Here is a 19,398-nt window from a genome sequence, read left to right as displayed (position 1 = left end):
ATGTCAGCATCGGCATTACTAAAAAAATGGGCTCAGCAGAGCCCTTTTTCAACAGCGTTGATCTCAGGAAAAATGCAGATCAATTGGCAAACGTTGAAATGTATTATTGATGATTATGCTTTGTCTTTACGCTCCCAAGGGCTTGGTCGTGGTGACGTTTTGGTTTTTGTTGGTAAGAATCAACCCGAATTTCCGCTTGTTTATCTGGCCTGCTTACGTCTAGGCATTCTACCTGCGATTTGTCCTCCTCAGCCCTTGGCGCAGCTTAAGCGTAAATTAGATATTTTGTATGCAGAGACTCAGGTTCCGTCAATTTGGATGCCCAACCCCAGTGAGCTTCCTCTCTCTAAGGCAGAGTTAGAGCGACTAGCGACCACAAATCAAATAGTAAACGTCACTCCGCTGCACTTGCTCGAACTCTCACCGGAGAATGAGGGTGGATTAGTGTTAGAAACGCCTCACAGTCACCCTAAGGGACTTGGCTCAATTATCTTCACCTCTGGCTCAACGGGAGAACCGAAAGCGGTCGCACATACTGAGTCGCAGCATATTGCTTCAGCGGAAGGCCTTCTGGAATGTTTTGAATATCAAGCATCCGATCTGTGGCTATTAAGCTTACCGATGTATCATGTGTCTGGATTGGCGATTATCTGGCGTTGGCTGGTGGCCGGGGGGGAGCTCAAGATCGGTTCCGGGGATTTGGACATCGATATTCAAGAGGTTACGCACGCCTCTTTAGTGAGCACCCAGCTAAAGCGATTACTCGATAGCAAGCAGCCACTTACCCTCAAACGCGTACTGCTCGGGGGAAGCCATATCCCGCATACGCTAACGCAACAAGCACAGTTAGTCGGTATTGATACTTGGCTCGGCTATGGGATGACAGAAGCCGCTTCAACGGTGACGGCCAAACGACTCGATTCAATATCCAGTGCGGGATTCTTATTACCGAAGCGGAAACTGAAAATCGTTGATCAGCGCATCTATATTAGTGGTGAAACGCTTGCGAGTGGTTATTACCATCAAGGCCAATTAAAGCCGCTGAATGAGGGAGGTTGGTTTGATAGTAAAGATTTAGGTCAGTGGCAATCTGATGAGCTAATGGTATTAGGAAGGGCGGATAATCAGTTTATTTCTGGTGGAGAGAATATTCATTGTGAAGAGATTGAAGCAGTGCTGAACCGTCATCCTCAAATTCGGCAGACGTTTATTATTCCCGTCGAAGATGCTGAGTTTGGTTTTCGACCTGTGGCGATCATCGACAGTGAGCGGTTAGATGAGGATTTCGCTTATCGTCAGTATTTGGATGGGAAACTCGATAAGTTTAAGTTTCCAATCGCATACTTTCGGATGCCTGTAATAGAATCGGTAGGGATAAAAGTGTCACGTAAAGCGCTATCAAACTGGCTTCAACAGACAGAGTGGATGCACCTGCGATCAGAAAAGGGCGAGTAGTCAATTTGCCTTTTTGAATTAACTTATTTGAATTGGATATGTGTTAGTTCAAAACGGCATTTATTATTTTTATAACCTAGCTTCATAATAAGCATCAAAGATAAAGGACTTTGGAATAACGGACTTATTATGAAAATCATTATCCTTGTGGCAATAGTGCTGCAAATTACCTTAGCGATTCAGAGCGAAGGTCTCGTCCGCTCTATTGCCGAATTAACCGCTTTTTTGCTCGTTGCCTCATTGGTACTCAATTACAAGCAATCCGCTCAAACCTCATCTGCTCAGCAGTAACCATGTTAGCGATCCGACGGAGATCATCAGCCATAATGAGACTCCGAAAATTAGCGGTTTAGCACCTGCGGCTTTAAGCTTTTCAACTGAAATACTGCAACCAATCAAAAATAGGCAAACCACGAGTGCCTGTTTTGATAGTTGGAAAATCCCTTGATAAACCACATCAAATTGCGGCAAAGCGTCGCTGACAAAAATCGCAAGACAGTAGAAAACAATGAAAAATGGAATGGTGATTTTTTTCTGTTTATTGCTAAAAATGAGCGAGCTGATAAATGCGACAGGGATGATCCAGAGTGCGCGCGCAAGTTTTAAGGTAGTCGCGGTTGTCAGAGCCTCTTCACCATAGGCAGAAGCCGCGCCTACGACAGAAGAGGTATCGTGAATCGCAATCGCTGCCCAAGTTCCAAATGTATGCTGGCTTAACTCTAGAGCATGTCCAATGACAGGAAATAGAAATAGAGCAATAGAGTTCAATACGAAGACGGTTGCAAGGGCGATCCCAATTTGGTCATCGTCCGCTTTGATCGCTGGAGCGACGGCTGCGATCGCGCTACCCCCACAAATGGCGGTGCCAGCAGAGATAAGATAAGCGGTATGCTTTTCAAGTTGCATTTTTTTCGCCAGTATCCAGCCAACACTGAGAGTGGTGAGGATACTAGTGACAATCAAACCGATACCATCACTGGTAACGGACAGAGCTTGCTGAAAGTTAATCCCAAAGCCAAGCCCAATAATGGAGTAGGCCAGTAGCTTCTTGGTAATTTTAGCCACTGCAATCTCTTTTGGAACTAAACCCAATGTGGCTAATAAAAAGCCAATGACTAACGCTGTCGGCGATGTGATATACGGGGTTAGGCAGATGATAATTGCCAGAAAAAAGGCAGCCTTTTGTTTAAAGTTAGTCATTGTGTTTTTCTAATATGGATGTGAGTGAGCATTCTACCGTTAAGCCTCTGGTAAGTAAGTCTAAATGTTTTGAACTCTTGTTCAGAAAAACTTAACGCCAATCTCCTCTTAGCTCTGATACTTTTTCACGCATTAACTGTGTTGTCGCGAGCTTTGCCTCAACCGGTGTTCCCGCTTCAATTTCTAACTTTGACCATAATCGGGTCGGTAGGCCTTTGCAGGCGGAACCTTTGTGTCGACTGAAGTAGCTTCCCCATAATCCTTTCAAACTCATTGGAATGACAGGAACAGGAGATCGTCTGATAATGATGTCCATCCCGCGCATAAAAATGCCAATTTCGCCATCTGATGTCAGAGTGCCTTCTGGGAAAATACAGACTAAATGCCCCTCAGAGAGAGCTTGTTCAACATCGGTAAAAGCTTGTTTTATTGATGAACGATTTGTCGCGGAAATAGGTATGACCCCCGCTCTTTTTAAGAATCGTTTTAAAGGAGGAAGGTTTGCGTACTTCTCTTCCATCACAAATCGAATCAAACGCGGACAGACGGCACTGAGCAATAAAGCATCCATATAGCTTACGTGATTGCACACGATGAGTGCGCCACCCTGTTCTGGAAGGTGGTGCAAATTTTTATGCTTAACGCGGTACATGGTGTGAGTGAGTACCCACATTAAAAAACGAACTAAAAATATAGGGACTTGAAAACATAAATAAATGGTAACAAGTAGATTCAACACGGCGAGAACACTAAAAAGTTGCGGTATTGATAGCGATAGAACGGATAAGCAGACAATACCAAGAATCGCACTGCCAACCATAAATAGAGAGTTATAGATGTTCAGAGCCGCAATCACTTGCGCCCTTTGAGTGACTTTTGCTCTTTGTTGCATTAGTGCATACAAGGGCACAATGAAGATCCCACCAGAGATCCCTAGAAACAGTAATGAGAAATAGAGCGGCCATAACGGTGCGTAACTAACGAATTCAGCAAAGTGGGTAAATTGAGGTAGTTCGCTCGGAATAGAGGTGGCCATTAAGAAGCCAAAGATGGAAATACCCAGGCTACCAATAGGTACAATGCCGATTTCAATTCTATGTCCTGACAGTTTGTCGCAAGTCAGTGAGCCGATTGCGATACCAACAGAAAACAGAGCGAGCAGAAAGGAAACACTGCTTTCGGTACCTTGCAGGTAAATCTTGGTGAAATTTGGAAATTGAGTTAAATAAGACGCGCCAAGAAACCAGAACCAGCTTATAGCCATGATGGCTTGGAAAATCGTACGATCTTGTTTCGCAATGCCTATGGTTTGCTTTGTTTGAGCAATAGGTCGCCATTTAAACTGAATATCAGGTGCTGAAGCGGGAGAGTGTGGAATAGAGCGACTAGCCAAGTAACCCATGAGAGCAAAGAAAATGACGCAGCCTGCTGCGATATATTTTGCATATTCAGCGGATGCGATAACACCAGCGCCAAGAGTTCCCAGTAAAATGGCGATAAACGTTCCCGTTTCAACCAAGGCATTGCCCGGGACGAGTTCTTTTGGCTTTAACTGTTGCGGTAATAATGCGTATTTAACGGGGCCAAAAAATGCAGATTGTGTTCCCATCAAAAATAGTAAGACCAATAGGATCGCATAGCTTTCAAAAATGAAGCCGATGGCTCCTAACGTCATGATTGCAATTTCAGCTAACTTAACTTTACGGATAAACCATGACTTCTCATACTTATCCGCGAGAATCCCAGCGGAAGCCGAGAATAGGAAAAAGGGAAGAATGAAAAGGCCTGCCGCAAGATTGATGAATAAGTGGCTAGAGACGGGAAGTGCCTCTTTACTCGCAAATGCGACGAACAGTAACAAGACATTTTTGAAGATGTTGTCGTTGAAAGCTCCGAAAAACTGCGTCACAAAATAGGGAAGAAATCTTCTTTGAGTTAACAGCGAAGACTGGCTGCTATGAGACATTTTGTATCCTTTGAATTACCAGTTCATCAGGTAATTTGAGATTAGGTTATTAATAAGTTCTTTGCCATCAATTGGTTCAGAGGAAAAGAATTTGTCATCAACGCTGAGTAGTGTAATTCCGTGTACGCCAGACCATAGTACTCGACTTGCTTGTAGTACTTCTTGTTTTGAGCGAGAAGGCGCTAGCTCAGCAAGCAGCGACTCAAGCATTCCAGTCATATTATCAATACGTTCAGCTTGCCATTCAGGTAGCTGATCACCATTCATATTATGTTGGAAAATTAACTGCCAACGATAAGGGTGTTGCTGCGCGAAATCATGATAGCAAAAGGCGAGCTCATAAAGTGCATCTTTAGAGTTAGTTGTTTTTGAGACAACAGTATTCGCTTGTTCGGATAGTTCATCTAATGTTTGTGCTATGGCATGTAGCAGCAATAGATTATAGTTGCCAAACACATTGACTAAGGTGCTTGGAACGTAGCCAATCATATTTGCTACTTTTCTTAAACTCAGCTCGTGATGCGTATTTTCTTCTAAAAAAGCTTTTACGGTATCTAACGTGAGGCTAACTAACTGTTCTCGGGTGTGATCGTTTCTACGTGCCATGATTAACTTCTTAAATGAACAACGTTCAATATACTAGTCAGCTGTTGGATAGGCGTCAACAAGCACCCATGATTATCTTAATAAAAACGGTGTAATTTGTGTGGTGTCGCAATATTCTGATACATGTCCAGCATAGGTTGAATATTTCATTGTGTATAGTTAACGAGTATGATTGCGAGATAGGCAAGATAGAAACCTAAGGATAAACATGAAACGTTTTTTTTCGCTTGTAGCACTATTGATGGTATCAGTGGCTATAACGCCAATCGCTGAAGCTAAGAAATTTGGTGGTGGCAAGTCATTCGGTAAGAGCTTTAAAACTGCTCCTGCTCCTAAACAACAGAATACGAATACGCTGAAGCAAGATCAAACGGGTAAAACCGCGGCTAAGAGTTCAAGTAAGAAAGGCTTGATGGGCGGTCTATTGGGTGGTCTGTTAGCTGGTGGTCTGTTGGCCGCTTTCTTTGGTGGTGCTTTTGAAGGGATCCAATTTATGGATATCCTGATCATGGGCCTGATTGCATTTGTCATCTTCAAGCTCATGCGAGGTATGCTTGGTGCAAAGCAAGGCTCTATGAACCAGCATCAAAGGCAGGAAGCCTTCGGAGGCGCTCACTCTCAGAAGTTTGAACAGCAGCCTAATGTACATAATTTTGAACAAACCCAATCCAATGGTGGCGGTTTTGGAAATGTTGCGCAAAGTGATATCCCGCACAACTACCCACCGGGTTTTGATCAAGTTGCATTTATCAATGGTTCTCGCGAGCACTACAGAACGTTACAGGGTGCATGGAATCATAATGAACTGCATACGATTGAAGAGTATGTATCAGCAAGCTTGTTTGAAGATCTTAAATCTGAGCGTGCAAAATTAGAAGGTGAGCAACATACAGACGTTATGTATGTAGACGCTGAGATTGTTCGTGCAGATTATGACTCATCTAAGGCTCAGTTAAGTTTGCAATTTAGTGGTCGATACCGTGATGCTTCAGAGGGTATTGAAGAGAGCATCGAAGATGTTTGGCACTTAGAACGTGACTTAACAACATCAAATGCCCCTTGGCTTATCGTTGGCATTCAAGGCTAGAGTATACTGTAGCTCGATAACACCATCATTTAAGCGCCTAGCATGAACCTGCTAGGCGTTTTTTTATACCTGTAACTTTCAAATAAAATAGATTAGGCATTCTATTTGTTGGGTTTTTGTTAAATCTAACTTCCCTTTCAGTTAACTAACTGGTAATAATATTGGCAGATGCGCAAAAAGCGCACAGTTTATATTATAAAAAGTACCAAATTCACAACATCCTATTACTACGTTGCTTAAATCAAGGAGTTAAGATGAAAGCAAATCAGATCATTGTTACTGCATTCCTCGCTGGAGCTGCACTGCTATCTTCGACCAGCCTTTTAGCTAAAACAGCGAAAGTCGCGGTATCACAAATTGTTGAACACCCAGCATTAGATGCAACACGCCAAGGCTTACTTGATGGATTAAAAGCCAAAGGTTATGAACAAGGTAAAAATTTAGAATTTGATTTTAAAACCGCTCAAGGGAACCCTGCAATTGCTGTTCAAATTGCGCGCCAATTCGTCGGTGAAAGCCCTGATGTTTTAGTGGGCATCGCGACACCAACGGCTCAAGCTCTTGTCTCGGCCACTCGCTCGATACCTGTTGTGTTTACTGCGGTGACGGATCCTGTCGGTGCAAAACTGGTTAGAAAGTTAGAGAAACCGGGGAAAAACGTTACGGGTCTCTCTGATTTATCTCCCGTTGAACAACATGTGGCATTAATCAAAGAGCTCATGCCGACAGTTAAATCCATTGGCGTGGTTTACAACCCTGGTGAGGCGAATGCTGTCAGCTTGATGGAGCTGTTAAAAGCGAGTACTGATAAACATGGCATCGAACTGGTTGAAGCGACAGCATTAAGAAGTGCTGATGTGCAGTCGGCGACACAAGCTATTTCAGCTAAATCTGATGTGCTGTATGCACTGATTGATAATACAGTGGCAAGTGCGATAGAAGGGATGATTGTAGCTGCAAACCAAGCGAAAACACCTGTTTTTGGAGCCGCAACTTCTTATGTTGAACGCGGTGCTGTTGCGAGCTTAGGCTTTGATTATTACCAAATTGGTGTACAAACATCTGATTACGTCGTTGCTATTCTTGAAGGTCAAGATCCAGGTTCACTTGATGTGAAAGTGGCAAAAGGTTCTGACTTAGTCATTAATGCAGGCGCGGCAAAAAAATTGGGTATGGTCATTCCTAATTCAGTCTTAGATCGAGCGACGAAAGTTCTAAAATAAGGAGTTAAGCGTGGTGAATTATCGCCACGCTTAAAGCAGAAAAGGAGAATTTATGTCTGCTTTTGCGTTTTTTGGCGCGATTGAAATAGGTCTTATCTATGGCCTAGTCGCGTTAGGTGTCTACCTAACATTTCGAGTTTTAGACTTCCCCGATTTAAGTGTCGATGGCAGTTTTCCTATGGGTGCTGCGGTTGCTGCTACTGCTATTGTGGCGGGAATTGATCCGTGGGTTGCGACGGGAATGGCGATCGTTGCAGGGTCAATGACGGGCTGGGTGACTGCCTTTTTAGCGATAAAGTGTGGAATTTTGCATCTGCTCGCCTCTATTTTGACTATGATTGCAGCGTTTTCTATCAATATTAGGATCATGGGTCGCCCAAACATGGCTTTGCTTGGTGAGGATACAATTTTAACGCCTTTTGAAGCGATGGGAGATTCAATGTATGTCCGGCCATTAGTCGTTGGGGTCCTTGTCTTGTTTTCAGCTTGGTTTGTTATCCGATTGCTTAATAGTGATTTTGGTTTAGGGCTAAGAGCCACAGGTGTGAACTCGCGAATGGTGTCAGCACAGGGGGGAAGCACCTCGTTTTACACTTACTTTGGTTTAGCGCTATCGAATGGCTTCGTGGGTTTCGCGGGTGCGCTATTTGCTCAAACCAATAGCTTCGCTGATGTCACCTCTGGCGTAGGAACCATTGTTGTCGGTTTAGCGGCTGTGATTTTGGGGCAGACACTCATACCAAGTCGTAAGATTTGGATGGCTGTGGTTGCTGTTATTGTCGGTTCTGTTTTGTATCGTTTAGCCGTAGCTTTCGCGTTGAGTTCAGGAATGTTTGGTCTACAAGCATCAGATTTAAACTTAGTCACAGCTGTACTTGTTGCCGCGGCGCTGATTGCACCAAAAATGAAAGGGAAGCTGAAAGCAAAAAAGCTCAGTAAGCCGATAAAGATCGAGGCACGAACAGAGTCAAGTAAATCATCAGGGGAGGCGGTATGATTCGTTTAGAAGATATTCAGGTCACGTTTAACCCTGGAACGATATTAGAAAACCGAGCGTTGAGAGGGGTTGACCTCGAAGTACCTGAGCATCAGTTCCTCACTGTGATTGGTTCGAATGGTGCGGGTAAATCGACCCTGCTAGGGGCGGTAACGGGTGAAACACCGATGATCGGAGGAAACGTTATCATTGATGAGTTAGACGTTACCCGAAAAACGGTCGACCAGAGAGCGACTCAATGTGCTCGTGTGTTTCAAGATCCTTTAGCGGGAACTTGTGGTGATCTCACCATTGAAGAGAATATGGCGCTCGCGTATATGCGAGGAAAGCGTCGAGGTTGGAATCTTTCTCTCTCTTCAAAGCGCCGTAAACTTTTTCAAGAGCGAATCAGTATTCTTGGTTTAGGTTTAGAAGATCGTTTAGGTGATAACATTGGATTATTGTCTGGAGGGCAACGCCAGGCTGTTAGCTTGGTTATGGCGACTCTGTCAGATAGTAAGCTATTGTTGCTTGATGAGCATACGGCGGCGCTCGACCCACGCATGGCTGCGTTTATTATTGATTTAACAAAGAAAATAGTTAAAGAATTTAATCTAACCGTCATGATGGTTACTCACTCAATGAAAGATGCATTGGCGTGCGGTGACCGTACGGTAATGCTTCATCAAGGCGAAATTGTGCTTGATGTTGCTGGTGAGCAACGTGCCAATATGCAAGTCCCCGATCTACTAGAAATGTTTACTAAAGTCCGAGGCGAAGAGTTGGCTGATGATAGCTTGTTGCTCAATTAGATCTTATTGTTCAACCTAAAGCTTGTTACTCAACCAAAGCTTATTAATTAGTCAAAGCTGATGTTATCGGCGCTACGCCCTCTAGCTCAGCCTACTAAATGTGATCCCCCTTTCAGTTTTTAACGATTTTTGAAAACGAGAAGGGGGATTTTTCTTATCTGTACATGTTTTAAAATGGGAAAAAACAGACATGTGGGATGCTTATGAATACGCCATTTCTCTACCACGCTCAAACTACTGATGGTTTGAGTTGCGACAATGATCTACTCACCGTTGTTTTCAAAACGGAAGCTATTGAGTTCGATAAAGTTCAAGTCAGACATGAACCTGACAATGAGGAGTACCTTGTTGATCTGCATAAAACCCATCGCCACGGTCGGCTTCAATGCTGGGAAGCGACGTTTGTCATCAATAAAGATCGCCCACTTACTCACTACGTATTTAAAGTTGTTATCGGCACTCAGCAGTATTGGCTAGATGCGAAAGGCGTCAGTAAGCGGATCCCTGCAAAAGAGTTTCATTTTAAATACAACGCCACTCAACAACCTCCAGAGTGGGTGAGTAAACAAGTTTTTTATCAAATTTTCCCGGATCGTTTTTGTAATCAAGATCCTGCTCTTAATATTGTCACCGGTGAATACCAAGTCAAAAATGGCACTCGTGACGTTATCGCGAAATCTTGGGGAGAGCCTGTGAGCCTTCAACCAGGAGAAGGGGGAATTGAGTTCTATGGCGGTGATCTTGCTGGTATTGAAAGTAAGCTCGATTATTTGCAGGATCTAGGAATCACTTCGATCTATCTGAATCCAGTTTTCAGTTCGCTGAGTAATCACAAATATGACACAACGGATTATTTCAATATCGATCCGCACCTTGGTACAAATCAACAATTTGCCTCTCTGACAGCCAATATCCATCAGAGAGAGATGAAAATTGTGCTGGATGCCGTATTCAATCATACGTCAGCTGAACATCCTTGGTTTGATAAAAGTGGCAAGACCGAGTGTGGTGCTTTTCATCATCCAGACTCCCCTTATCGGGATTACTATTTCTTTCAGGGAGAGTCGAAAGAGTATATCGGTTGGAAAGGCGTAAGCAACTTGCCAGTTCTGAACTTCGAAAATCAACAGGTGAAGGATTACATCTATCAATCAGATGACGCGGTGATCAAGCATTGGCTACGCAGTCCTTATAACGTTGATGGGTGGCGCTTTGATGTGATCCATATGCTTGGAGAGGGCGAGGGCGCGAAAAATAACGCTCACTATGTTCAAGAGTTTAGAAAAGCATCCAAGCAAGAGAATAAAGACGCTTATGTGCTAGGAGAGCATTTCTTCGAAGCGACCTCTTGGTTGCAAGGGGATCAGGAAGATGGGTCGATGAACTATTATGGCTTCGCACACCCATTAAGAGCGCTACTCGCCAAACAAGATATTAGCTACGATCCCATTGATATCGATGCTTGTGATTTTGTTGACTGGCTGCTGGAGGCTAAAGCCAAACTACCTTGGGCTAACCAACTGACACAGTTAAACCAAATGGATAGCCATGACACCGCGAGGTTCATTTCTCTGGTTAACGGTGATCAAGCCTTAATGAAAATCGCATCAACGCTATTGATGACTTATGTGGGTGCTCCGTGTTTATATTACGGAACTGAGATCGGGCTTGAAGGGGGGAATGACCCTGATAATCGCCGTTGCTTCCCTTGGGGAGAGGTCGGCAATTCGCCGTGGTTTAGCCACTACCAATCTTTAATTCACTTAAGAACATCAAGTCATGCACTACAAAAGGGCTGGTTACATCCTTTGCATGTGGATGAAAAGAGCTTTGTGTTTGCCAGAGTGTTAGAACAGGAAATAGTTCTTGTCGCAATTAACCTGAGCGATGATGAGTTGGAGTTAGTTCTGCCTGTTTGGCAGTTCGGGTTTGAAGGTGGTAAAGCGATGAGCCTGATGACTGAAAAGCAAGATTGCATTATTGATGGAGGAGAATTCCGTTTAGTGCTATCACCACTAGAGTCTCAGATCATCAGGTTGGAGCACACACCTAACGTGACATAAACGAATCTTGAAATACAGAGCCATATCGCTGTTACTGGCTTCTAGCTAGATCAGCGATAGGCTTATACGGTAGGTGAGAGGTAAATTACGCCGGTAAAGCATCTCTATAGCGTTGAATATGTTCAACAATTGGCGCTGCCTTTTTGAACGTTCGAATCTCTCTAAACAGTTCATCTGCTTGATCGTACTCTTTACGTAAATAAGCAAACCATTGTTTTGCCCTATTTGGATAGTACAGGCCTTTATCACCCTGAATTTCAAATTCTGAATAGCGAAGTAACAAGTTAACGACTTCAGGCCACGGCATTCTCGGATGGTTATGTTTAACCACATTGCCTAGATTTGGGATGTTAAAAGCTCCGCGGCATACCATCAATGAGTCAACCCCGGTTGCTGCTTTGCAAGCTTGGCCATCTTGATAGTTCCAAATTTCGCCGTTCGCAATTAAAGGTAAACTCGTTTTTTCTCGAATCTTATTGATGTATTCCCATTTTATTTCGCTCGCTTGGTAACCACCTGATTTAGTACGTGCATGGACGGTTAATTCGTTGGCTCCAGCTTGCTCAATGGCATCAACAATTTCAAAACAGTCTTCAGGATCTTCCCAACCTAATCGAATTTTAGCGGTGACTGGAATGTGGGCAGGAACGGCTTCTCGGCAAGCTTTGATTACTTGATACATGAGTTCAGGATGTTGCAGTAATGCTGCTCCGCCCTTACTTTTATTCACCATTTTTGCAGGGCAACCAAAGTTAAGATCGATGCCTTTCGCGCCAAGCTCCGCCGCTCTAATCGCATTTTCCGCCATCCAATTAGGCTCTTGACCAAGTAATTGAATATGTACAGGCACGCCAGATTGAGTTTGAGAGCCTTGAAGCAATTCAGGACACAAACGGTGAAACACATGTTCTGGCAGCAGTTGATCGACAATCCGCACAAATTCGGTGACACAGAGATCGTAATCATTAATCTCTGTAAGAATTTCACGCATTAAATGGTCTAACACGCCCTCCATAGGGCCCAGTATCACTCGCATAACCAACCGCCGACTAAATTAAGAGGCGCGATTGTAGTGGTTAGAGCTCGAAATGTCACTAGATCTGACGGCGTCTCTATTGGGAGGTGCTGTGATAATGGCTATTATCAAATAAACGGCTAACAAAATAGGTAGAGACGTTTATAATGTTTCGCAAATGGTATCTTTAAAAAGTTAAACAAGACATGTATCAATTACTGACATTACCCGACACAGATTTTCCTCTTTCAAGTGTGTATTTAGAAGGTGCGATTTTTGCGAGTAACCTAGCCACTAAACCTCTTGATCCTGAAGTTTGGCTACAGCTGCTGCTTGGTGAAGAGCTAAATACGGTGAAAGCCGTCGTTGTGGAGCAGATTAATAAACAGCACAACTTACTTCAGCGTAGCGAGTTTGAATTAACACAGTTACTTAGTGAGGGTGACTTCTCTGACAATTTAGCGGACTTCGCTGAAGGCTTTATGAATGTATGGCCTGTGATTGAGACACAGTGGGAAGAGGCAAACATTGGAGAAGGGAGTATGCGCATGTTGCAGGCATTCCTAACCACTCTAATGTTGGCGATTGATGAAGAGCAGACGCAACAGCAGATGAAAGAGGCTGGCTTTGATCAAGTCCCTGCACTTGCCGATTTTACTGATCAATTGGATGTCATGGTGGTAGAAGTAGCGCTTGCAGCAGATGAAGCGATGCTTGGCAATAAATCACAGATAGTTAACCCATTTAAGGGAATTGGTCGCAATGATCCTTGCCCATGCAACAGTGGGAAGAAATTTAAGCAATGTTGTAGTAATAAGTAGCGTTGCAGTAAATAGCCATATCGATTAAAGAAAGGGCTCATTACGCTAGCCAGCACGACTTAGTGGCGCTGAAGCGTAATGAGCTTTATACATTAAGAACTATCTACAAACTAAGAACTATCTACAAATTAAGAACTATCTACAAATTAAGAGCTATCTGCAAAGAGTTAAGCTTTTGGCTGCTTAACAAATTGTGCAAGGATAATGATGGCAAGGGCCACTAAATTACCTGCAAAAATGATAACGAGCCATTGCGGCATTGATAACGTTAAAAATTGCCAAACGACTTCACTGCAATCCCCATAAGCTTCAAACATCCACGGAACCCATTGGTTTAATGGAGCCCAGTCAGTGAAGGTGACAAAGAGGTCACAAGTTGCGAAGGGAGAAGGGTTAAATTGATAATCCACATGTTGCATCGCTAACGCTAACCCTTTGTAGGCGCTTGCCCCCCAGGCCGCCAGTCCTAACCAGCGAATAATAGGATTTGATGGATTGATTAATCCTAATAATGCAGCACCACCAATCCCCATCATGGCAACTCTTTCATAAATACACATTACACATGGGGATAGCATAACAACATGTTGGAAGAACAGTGCGCATGCTTCGAAAAAAACGATAAAGATCAGTAAGAGAAGCCAAGACAGTCTGCGTGCAGAGAAAGCCTTAATAGCGGCAAGAGCATTCACAAATAATATCCTTCTATACTTAAGTTACTTGAATTTGGTCTGATCGAAAAAATGGAACGGACCAAAAATGAAAAAGCCCTGAATACTCAGAGCTTTTTATCTTGGATTAGTTTCGTAATCAACTAAAAAATTTAGTGACCACCTGAAACTGCCGATGTTGCGGATGGAATATGGTGAGAAATCCAACCTGCATCGTAAAAATAAGCTGTGGATGGTTCTAAGAAGAACACGATACCGACCAAACCAACAACAGCTAATACAACCGTATATGGAAGTGCCATTATGACCATTCGTCCGTACGACAAACGAATAAGTGGTGCTATCGCTGACGTTAGTAGGAATAGGAATGCAGCTTGACCATTTGGCGTTGCAACTGAAGGTAAGTTAGTACCTGTATTAATGGCAACCGCAAGTAAATCAAATTGATCTCGGTTGATTAACCCTTCAACTAACGCTGTCTTCACTTCGTTGATGTATACCGTTCCTACGAACACGTTATCCGACACCATAGAGAGCAAACCGTTTGCGAGATAGAAAAGCGCCAGTTGCGTTCCTTTATCTTCAACGGCAAGTACTGAGTCGATGATTGGCTTAAAGAGTTCTTGGTCGATGATTACAGCAACAATCGAGAAGAAAACCGCAAGTAAAGCGGTGAACGGAAGTGCTTCTTCGAATGCTTTTCCTAAAGAGTGTTCTTCAATCACGCCAGTAAATGCAGTGGCAAGGATGATAACAGAAAGGCCGATAAGACCAACGGCAGCTAAGTGCATCGCTAGACCAACAATTAGCCAGACCGCAATCGCGCCTTGAATCCAAAGTTTTGCTACGTCCTGATTAGTGCGGCTCTTACGCTCTGCTGTATCAAAATCGACTAGAATCTTACGTACGTTATCTGGCAGTTCTGCGCCGTAACCGAAGACTTTTAGTTTCTCTACTAGGATACAAGTGATAATACCGCAAATGAATACTGGTACCGTCACTGGAGACATACGAATCAGGAACTCACCAAATAACCAACCCGCTTGATCGGCAATGATTAGGTTTTGAGGTTCACCAACCATTGTGGTTACACCACCTAGGGCAGTACCAACACCAGCATGCATTAGAAGTGAGCGCAAAAATGAACGGTAATTTTCTAAATCGTCACGAGTCAGCTCAGAAAAATGCTCATCTTTCGTATGATCATGCGCTGAGTTAGTTCCTTGCCCAGAAGCAACTTTGTGATAAATCGAGTAGAAACCTACAGCTACACTGATTACGACGGCAATCACGGTTAGTGCGTCTAAGAATGCTGATAAGAAAGCGGCTGCAAAACAGAAGGCAGCAGCGAGCATTGCTTTAGAGCGAATACCAAGTAGGATTTTGGTGAAAATGAACAGAAGTAGCTGTTTCATGAAGTAAATACCGGCAACCATAAAGATCAGCAATAGTAGTACTTCAATATTGGCAACAAGTTCGTGTTTAACTTGTTCAGGGCTTGTCATTCCGATGGCTATTGCTTCAATTGCAAGTAAGCCACCAGGTTGTAAAGGGTAGCATTTTAGTGCCATTGCAAGCGTAAAGATAAACTCTACAACGAGCAACCAACCAGCAGTAAACGGGTCGACATAGAAAAAAACGAATGGGTTTATAATAAGAAAGGCAATGATGGCAAGTTTATACCAATCAGGTGCTTTACCAAGGAAGTTCTTGATAAACGCATTTCCGAGTGACATCGGCATGTTAATACTCTTAATGTTAGTAATGAATAGACATTGCAAAAGTGTTTGAAATTCATATAACGGAGCTGTACTAATTATCCATTATAAAACAGCAACTTAGAAAAATAACAACGCTATGGTTTATTATGTAATTTTGCCAAGTCACTTCCTAGTAATTACAAGCACTCCCTGCTTCGCACGCAACTCTACTCTTAGATAACATTTAGTCAACAAGAATTGTACCGACGTACGATATAAAGGCAATTTTTGTTAAAAAACGCGATCAGAGTAGTGTGTGCTTCTATAGATGTTTATGAAAATAGCGCATGGATATCATAATCGTAATTAAGCATTCAAAAAAGATATTTAAAGCTATCTCTAAGAGAGATTTTTACAAAATTACATTGCAGATTGAGATTTGACAAATGTGACTAATATATCGGTTAATTTGTCGATTTTGTGTATTTAAGGGGGAGTGCCAAAATCTTTATCTGGACTTAAAAAATTGTAAGGCTCTAAATTATATTAGAGTTTGTACTCTAAATGTTTTTGTGCTTACGATTCACTGAGAGAGGTTTCCGCTGACACAAAACTAGTGGTATGATGAGTCTATCAATATAAAAAATTATAATCGGATACCAATATAAATGGTCATTAAGGCAAAAAGCCCTGCCGGCTTTGCAGAAAAGTACATTATCGAGAGCATCTGGAATGGCCGCTTTCCACCGGGTTCAATTCTACCCGCAGAGCGTGAGTTATCTGAATTAATTGGAGTGACACGAACCACCTTACGTGAAGTTTTACAGCGTTTAGCTCGTGATGGTTGGTTGACTATCCAGCACGGTAAACCAACGAAAGTAAACCAGTTCATGGAAACATCAGGTTTGCATATTCTAGATACTTTGATTTCCCTTGATAGCGACAATGCGACAAGCATTGTGGAAGATCTTTTGGCGGCTCGCTCTAATATCAGTCCGATTTTCATGCGCTATGCGTTTAAAGTGAATAAAGAAAGTTCTGAACGTACGATTCAAAATGTGATTGAATCATGTGAAAGTCTGCTTGCTGCTGAATCTTGGGATGCGTTTGTTGAGTCTTCTCCATACGCCGACAAAATTAAGCAAAGCATTAAAGATGACAACGAAAAAGATGAACAGAAACGTCAGGTTATCTTGATGGCGAAAACGTTCAATTTCTATGATTACATGCTGTTTCAACGATTAGCATTCCATTCCGGGAACCAAGTTTATGGCTTGATTTTTAATGGTGTGAAGAAGCTATATGATCGCATTGGCAGTTACTACTTCTCTTGTCCGCAATCTCGTCAGCTAGCGCTGAAATTCTACCGTGATCTTCTTGAGATTTGTCAAAGCGACGAGCGCGATCAACTGCCAGCCTTAATTAGACAGTATGGTCTTGAAAGTGGATATATTTGGAACGAGATGAAAAAAACGTTACCAACTAACTTCACAGAAGATGATAGCTAAGAATCCCAATCGCACTGTTTGATTTCTTTCGAATTTGTACCAGAAAGGTCAACACACTGTATTTACAAAGCGTATGATTTTACAGCGCATTGTAGCGTTTGAATAGTTATAAAAAAGCCAGTATCTCAATCAGATACTGGCTTTTTATTTGGTACGGCTTAGATGTGGACCAAGCCCTCCAGCGTGATTACATTACACGCATGCCAGGCTGTGCGCCTTCATGTGGCTCAAGGATCCACAGATCGCTGCCACCAGGGCCAGCGGCTAGGATCATGCCTTCTGACATGCCGAACTTCATTTTACGAGGTTTTAGGTTAGCAACCATTACGGTTAGCTTTCCTTCAAGCTCTTCAGGTTTGTACGCTGACTTAATACCAGAGAATACCTGACGGGTTTCACCGCCGATGTCCAGTTGGAACTTAAGCAGTTTGTTAGCCTTTGGCACTTCTTCACAAGAGATAATGCGAGCAATACGCATATCAACTGCAGCGAATGCATCGAACTCAATCTCATCAGCGATTGGCTCTTTGTCTAGCTCGGTTTGGTTTGCTTTGTTCTTTTCTGCTTCCGCTTTCTCTTTCGCTGCAATTTCAACAGCAGCATCTTCTTTTGATGCTTCAACCATCGCTTCTACTTTCTTCGGATCAATACGAGCAAATAGAGCTTTGAACTTAGTGATTTCATGAGAAGTTAGCGGTTGTGCAATACATTCCCACGTCAACGTTTCGTTTAAAAACGCTTCAGTGCGAGCAGCAAGCTCTGGCATTACTGGTTTGAGGTATGCCATCAATACGCGGAACAAGTTGATACCAACAGAAGAAACTTCTTGTAGCTCCTGCTCTTTACCTTCTTGTTTCGCTAGAACCCAAGGGGCTTTTTCATCAATGTATTGGTTCGCTTTGTCAGCAAGCGCTGTAATTTCGCGAATAGCACGGCTAAATTCACGAGTTTCGTAAAGTTCAGCAATGCGCTCAGAAGCCGCTACAAATTCAGCGTAAAGCTCAGGTTCTGCAAAGTTGTCCGCCAGTTTGCCTTCAAAACGCTTAGTAATAAAACCAGCGTTACGAGATGCAAGGTTAACGATCTTGTTTACAACATCAGAGTTTACACGTTGTGTGAAGTCTTCAAGGTTCAAGTCTAGATCGTCAATACGGCTGTTGAGTTTCGCAGCGTAGTAATAACGTAGGCATTCTGGATCCAAGTGGTTTAGGTAAGTACCTGCTTTGATGAATGTGCCTTTTGACTTAGACATTTTAGCACCGTTTACCGTTACATAACCGTGAACGAATACGTTGTTTGGCTTGCGGAAACCAGAGCCTTCCAGCATGGCTGGCCAGAATAGGCTGTGGAAGTAAACAATGTCTTTACCGATGAAGTGGTACAGTTCAGTTTTGCTGTCTTTGTTCCAGTACTCATCAAAATCAAGGTCATCACGTTTGTTACATAGGTTTTTAAATGAGCCCATGTAGCCAATTGGAGCATCTAGCCAAACGTAGAAGAACTTGTCTTTTTCACCTGGAATTTCAAAACCAAAGTATGGCGCATCGCGGGAGATATCCCACTGTTGCAAGCCAGACTCAAACCACTCTTGCATCTTGTTTGCAGTTTCAGTTTGAAGAGAACCTGAACGAGTCCACTCTTTCAGCATGCTCTCAAATTGAGGAAGATCGAAGAAGAAGTGTTCTGAATCTTTCATTACAGGTGTTGCACCAGAAACTGCTGATTTAGGTTCAATCAGTTCTGTTGGGCTGTAAGTTTCACCACAGTTATCGCAGTTATCGCCATACTGATCTTCAGACTTACATTTCGGACATGTACCTTTCACGAAACGGTCAGGAAGGAACATCTCTTTTTCAGGATCGAATAACTGAGAAATCGTGCGGCTAGAGATAAAACCGTTTTTCTTCAGCTCAAGATAGATATGAGATGCAAGCTCGCGGTTCTCTTCACTGTGAGTGCTGTGATAATTATCAAAGCTGATATCAAAACCTGCGAAGTCTTTTTGATGCTCTTCGCTGACTGCTGCGATCATCTCTTCTGGAGTAATACCCATCTGTTGCGCTTTAAGCATAATTGGCGTGCCGTGAGCGTCGTCAGCACAGATGAAGTTTACAGTGTTGCCACGTAAGCGTTGGTAACGTACCCAAATGTCAGCTTGGATGTGTTCAAGCATATGACCTAGGTGGATAGAACCGTTAGCGTACGGAAGGGCACAAGTTACCAGCAGTTTCCTTGAAGAAACGTTTTTTGGGTCAGTTGCCATACTTAATATTCGCTTTACTAGATAGGGATAAA

16 protein-coding genes are annotated in these 19,398 nt (G+C 43.0%); 9 read left to right on the top strand and 7 right to left on the bottom strand.

What is annotated here, in order from left to right; translation table 11 throughout:
• Together menE and F0249_RS05740 are read left to right on the top strand one after the other, a co-directional pair.
• Positions 1-1,455 carry an o-succinylbenzoate--CoA ligase gene (gene menE, locus F0249_RS05745; RefSeq protein ID WP_171756109.1) on the top strand — a complete coding sequence of 485 codons (1,455 nt, stop codon included), beginning with the start codon at positions 1-3 and terminating at the stop codon, positions 1,453-1,455.
• A 129-nt stretch (positions 1,456-1,584) separates the two neighbouring features.
• Positions 1,585-1,746, top strand: coding sequence for a hypothetical protein (locus F0249_RS05740; protein ID WP_017051288.1), 162 nt, complete (start codon positions 1,585-1,587; stop codon positions 1,744-1,746).
• Here F0249_RS05740 and F0249_RS05735 read toward each other — a convergent pair.
• The 3 genes from F0249_RS05735 to F0249_RS05725 all read right to left on the bottom strand — a co-directional run bounded on the left by F0249_RS05735 (position 1,729) and on the right by F0249_RS05725 (position 5,227).
• On the bottom strand, positions 1,729-2,655 hold the full coding sequence (locus tag F0249_RS05735; RefSeq protein ID WP_171756108.1) for a YeiH family protein: 927 nt from the start codon (positions 2,653-2,655) through the stop codon (positions 1,729-1,731). The genes F0249_RS05740 and F0249_RS05735 overlap by 18 nt on opposite strands.
• 91 nt (positions 2,656-2,746) lie before the next feature.
• The gene (locus tag F0249_RS05730) at positions 2,747-4,621 is read right to left on the bottom strand and encodes an MFS transporter (RefSeq protein ID WP_171756107.1); all 1,875 of its coding nucleotides are present in this window, start codon (positions 4,619-4,621) and stop codon (positions 2,747-2,749) included.
• 15 nt (positions 4,622-4,636) lie between these two features.
• Positions 4,637-5,227, bottom strand: a complete 591-nt coding sequence (locus F0249_RS05725; protein ID WP_171756106.1) for a TetR/AcrR family transcriptional regulator — start codon at positions 5,225-5,227, stop codon at positions 4,637-4,639.
• A gap of 208 nt (positions 5,228-5,435) precedes the next feature.
• On the opposite strand from F0249_RS05725, the gene F0249_RS05720 reads away from it, so the two are divergent.
• The 5 genes from F0249_RS05720 (at position 5,436) to malZ (ending at position 11,388) form a co-directional block, all read left to right on the top strand.
• Positions 5,436-6,314: a Tim44 domain-containing protein gene (locus F0249_RS05720; RefSeq protein ID WP_017051292.1), complete on the top strand. Its 879-nt coding sequence runs from the start codon at positions 5,436-5,438 to the stop codon at positions 6,312-6,314.
• A gap of 254 nt (positions 6,315-6,568) precedes the next feature.
• The gene (locus F0249_RS05715; protein ID WP_017051293.1) at positions 6,569-7,537 is read left to right on the top strand and encodes an ABC transporter substrate-binding protein; all 969 of its coding nucleotides are present in this window, start codon (positions 6,569-6,571) and stop codon (positions 7,535-7,537) included.
• Between the two features lie 52 nt (positions 7,538-7,589).
• Positions 7,590-8,534, top strand: a complete 945-nt coding sequence (locus F0249_RS05710; RefSeq protein WP_017051294.1) for an ABC transporter permease — start codon at positions 7,590-7,592, stop codon at positions 8,532-8,534.
• Positions 8,531-9,325, top strand: coding sequence for an ABC transporter ATP-binding protein (locus F0249_RS05705; RefSeq protein ID WP_017051295.1), 795 nt, complete (start codon positions 8,531-8,533; stop codon positions 9,323-9,325). Before F0249_RS05710 ends, F0249_RS05705 begins: the two co-directional genes overlap by 4 nt.
• A 203-nt stretch (positions 9,326-9,528) precedes the next feature.
• Positions 9,529-11,388 (top strand): maltodextrin glucosidase, encoded by a 1,860-nt coding sequence (malZ, locus tag F0249_RS05700; protein ID WP_171756105.1) that lies wholly within the window; start codon positions 9,529-9,531, stop codon positions 11,386-11,388.
• An 85-nt stretch (positions 11,389-11,473) separates the two neighbouring features.
• Here the strand turns inward: malZ and dusC are convergent, their stop codons facing one another.
• Positions 11,474-12,424, bottom strand: a complete 951-nt coding sequence (dusC, locus tag F0249_RS05695; RefSeq protein WP_029203227.1) for a tRNA dihydrouridine(16) synthase DusC — start codon at positions 12,422-12,424, stop codon at positions 11,474-11,476.
• 185 nt (positions 12,425-12,609) lie between these two features.
• On the opposite strand from dusC, the gene F0249_RS05690 reads away from it, so the two are divergent.
• Complete coding sequence (locus F0249_RS05690) at positions 12,610-13,224, top strand: SEC-C metal-binding domain-containing protein (RefSeq protein ID WP_171756104.1); 615 nt, start codon at positions 12,610-12,612, stop codon at positions 13,222-13,224.
• 167 nt (positions 13,225-13,391) lie between these two features.
• On the opposite strand, the gene dsbB is transcribed toward F0249_RS05690, so the two are convergent.
• On the bottom strand, positions 13,392-13,916 hold the full coding sequence (gene dsbB / locus F0249_RS05685) for a disulfide bond formation protein DsbB (RefSeq protein WP_171756103.1): 525 nt from the start codon (positions 13,914-13,916) through the stop codon (positions 13,392-13,394).
• A 131-nt stretch (positions 13,917-14,047) separates the two neighbouring features.
• A complete protein-coding gene (gene nhaB, locus F0249_RS05680) occupies positions 14,048-15,637 on the bottom strand; it encodes a Na(+)/H(+) antiporter NhaB (RefSeq protein WP_017051300.1) in 1,590 nt (529 codons plus the stop codon).
• 626 nt (positions 15,638-16,263) lie between these two features.
• Between nhaB and fadR the strand changes: the two genes are divergently transcribed.
• Positions 16,264-17,103: a fatty acid metabolism transcriptional regulator FadR gene (fadR, locus tag F0249_RS05675; RefSeq protein WP_017051301.1), complete on the top strand. Its 840-nt coding sequence runs from the start codon at positions 16,264-16,266 to the stop codon at positions 17,101-17,103.
• Between the two features lie 187 nt (positions 17,104-17,290).
• Here the strand turns inward: fadR and metG are convergent, their stop codons facing one another.
• Positions 17,291-19,366, bottom strand: coding sequence for a methionine--tRNA ligase (gene metG, locus F0249_RS05670; protein ID WP_171756102.1), 2,076 nt, complete (start codon positions 19,364-19,366; stop codon positions 17,291-17,293).
• Positions 19,367-19,398 lie beyond the last annotated feature (32 nt).

Origin of the sequence: Vibrio sp. 03-59-1, assembly GCF_013114135.1 — a bacterium.
GTDB classification, from domain to species: domain Bacteria; phylum Pseudomonadota; class Gammaproteobacteria; order Enterobacterales; family Vibrionaceae; genus Vibrio; species Vibrio cortegadensis.
Note: the sequence above shows the minus strand (reverse complement) of the source record. Positions and strands in the feature narration are given on the sequence as shown.

Coding starts and splice junctions, on each gene's coding strand:
- menE (WP_171756109.1), top strand. CDS start 1: ATGTCAGCATCGGCATTACTAAAAAAATGGGCTCAGCAGAGCCCTTTT.
- F0249_RS05740 (WP_017051288.1), top strand. CDS start 1,585: ATGAAAATCATTATCCTTGTGGCAATAGTGCTGCAAATTACCTTAGCG.
- F0249_RS05735 (WP_171756108.1), bottom strand. CDS start 2,655: ATGACTAACTTTAAACAAAAGGCTGCCTTTTTTCTGGCAATTATCATC.
- F0249_RS05730 (WP_171756107.1), bottom strand. CDS start 4,621: ATGTCTCATAGCAGCCAGTCTTCGCTGTTAACTCAAAGAAGATTTCTT.
- F0249_RS05725 (WP_171756106.1), bottom strand. CDS start 5,227: ATGGCACGTAGAAACGATCACACCCGAGAACAGTTAGTTAGCCTCACG.
- F0249_RS05720 (WP_017051292.1), top strand. CDS start 5,436: ATGAAACGTTTTTTTTCGCTTGTAGCACTATTGATGGTATCAGTGGCT.
- F0249_RS05715 (WP_017051293.1), top strand. CDS start 6,569: ATGAAAGCAAATCAGATCATTGTTACTGCATTCCTCGCTGGAGCTGCA.
- F0249_RS05710 (WP_017051294.1), top strand. CDS start 7,590: ATGTCTGCTTTTGCGTTTTTTGGCGCGATTGAAATAGGTCTTATCTAT.
- F0249_RS05705 (WP_017051295.1), top strand. CDS start 8,531: ATGATTCGTTTAGAAGATATTCAGGTCACGTTTAACCCTGGAACGATA.
- malZ (WP_171756105.1), top strand. CDS start 9,529: ATGAATACGCCATTTCTCTACCACGCTCAAACTACTGATGGTTTGAGT.
- dusC (WP_029203227.1), bottom strand. CDS start 12,424: ATGCGAGTGATACTGGGCCCTATGGAGGGCGTGTTAGACCATTTAATG.
- F0249_RS05690 (WP_171756104.1), top strand. CDS start 12,610: ATGTATCAATTACTGACATTACCCGACACAGATTTTCCTCTTTCAAGT.
- nhaB (WP_017051300.1), bottom strand. CDS start 15,637: ATGCCGATGTCACTCGGAAATGCGTTTATCAAGAACTTCCTTGGTAAA.
- fadR (WP_017051301.1), top strand. CDS start 16,264: ATGGTCATTAAGGCAAAAAGCCCTGCCGGCTTTGCAGAAAAGTACATT.
- metG (WP_171756102.1), bottom strand. CDS start 19,366: ATGGCAACTGACCCAAAAAACGTTTCTTCAAGGAAACTGCTGGTAACT.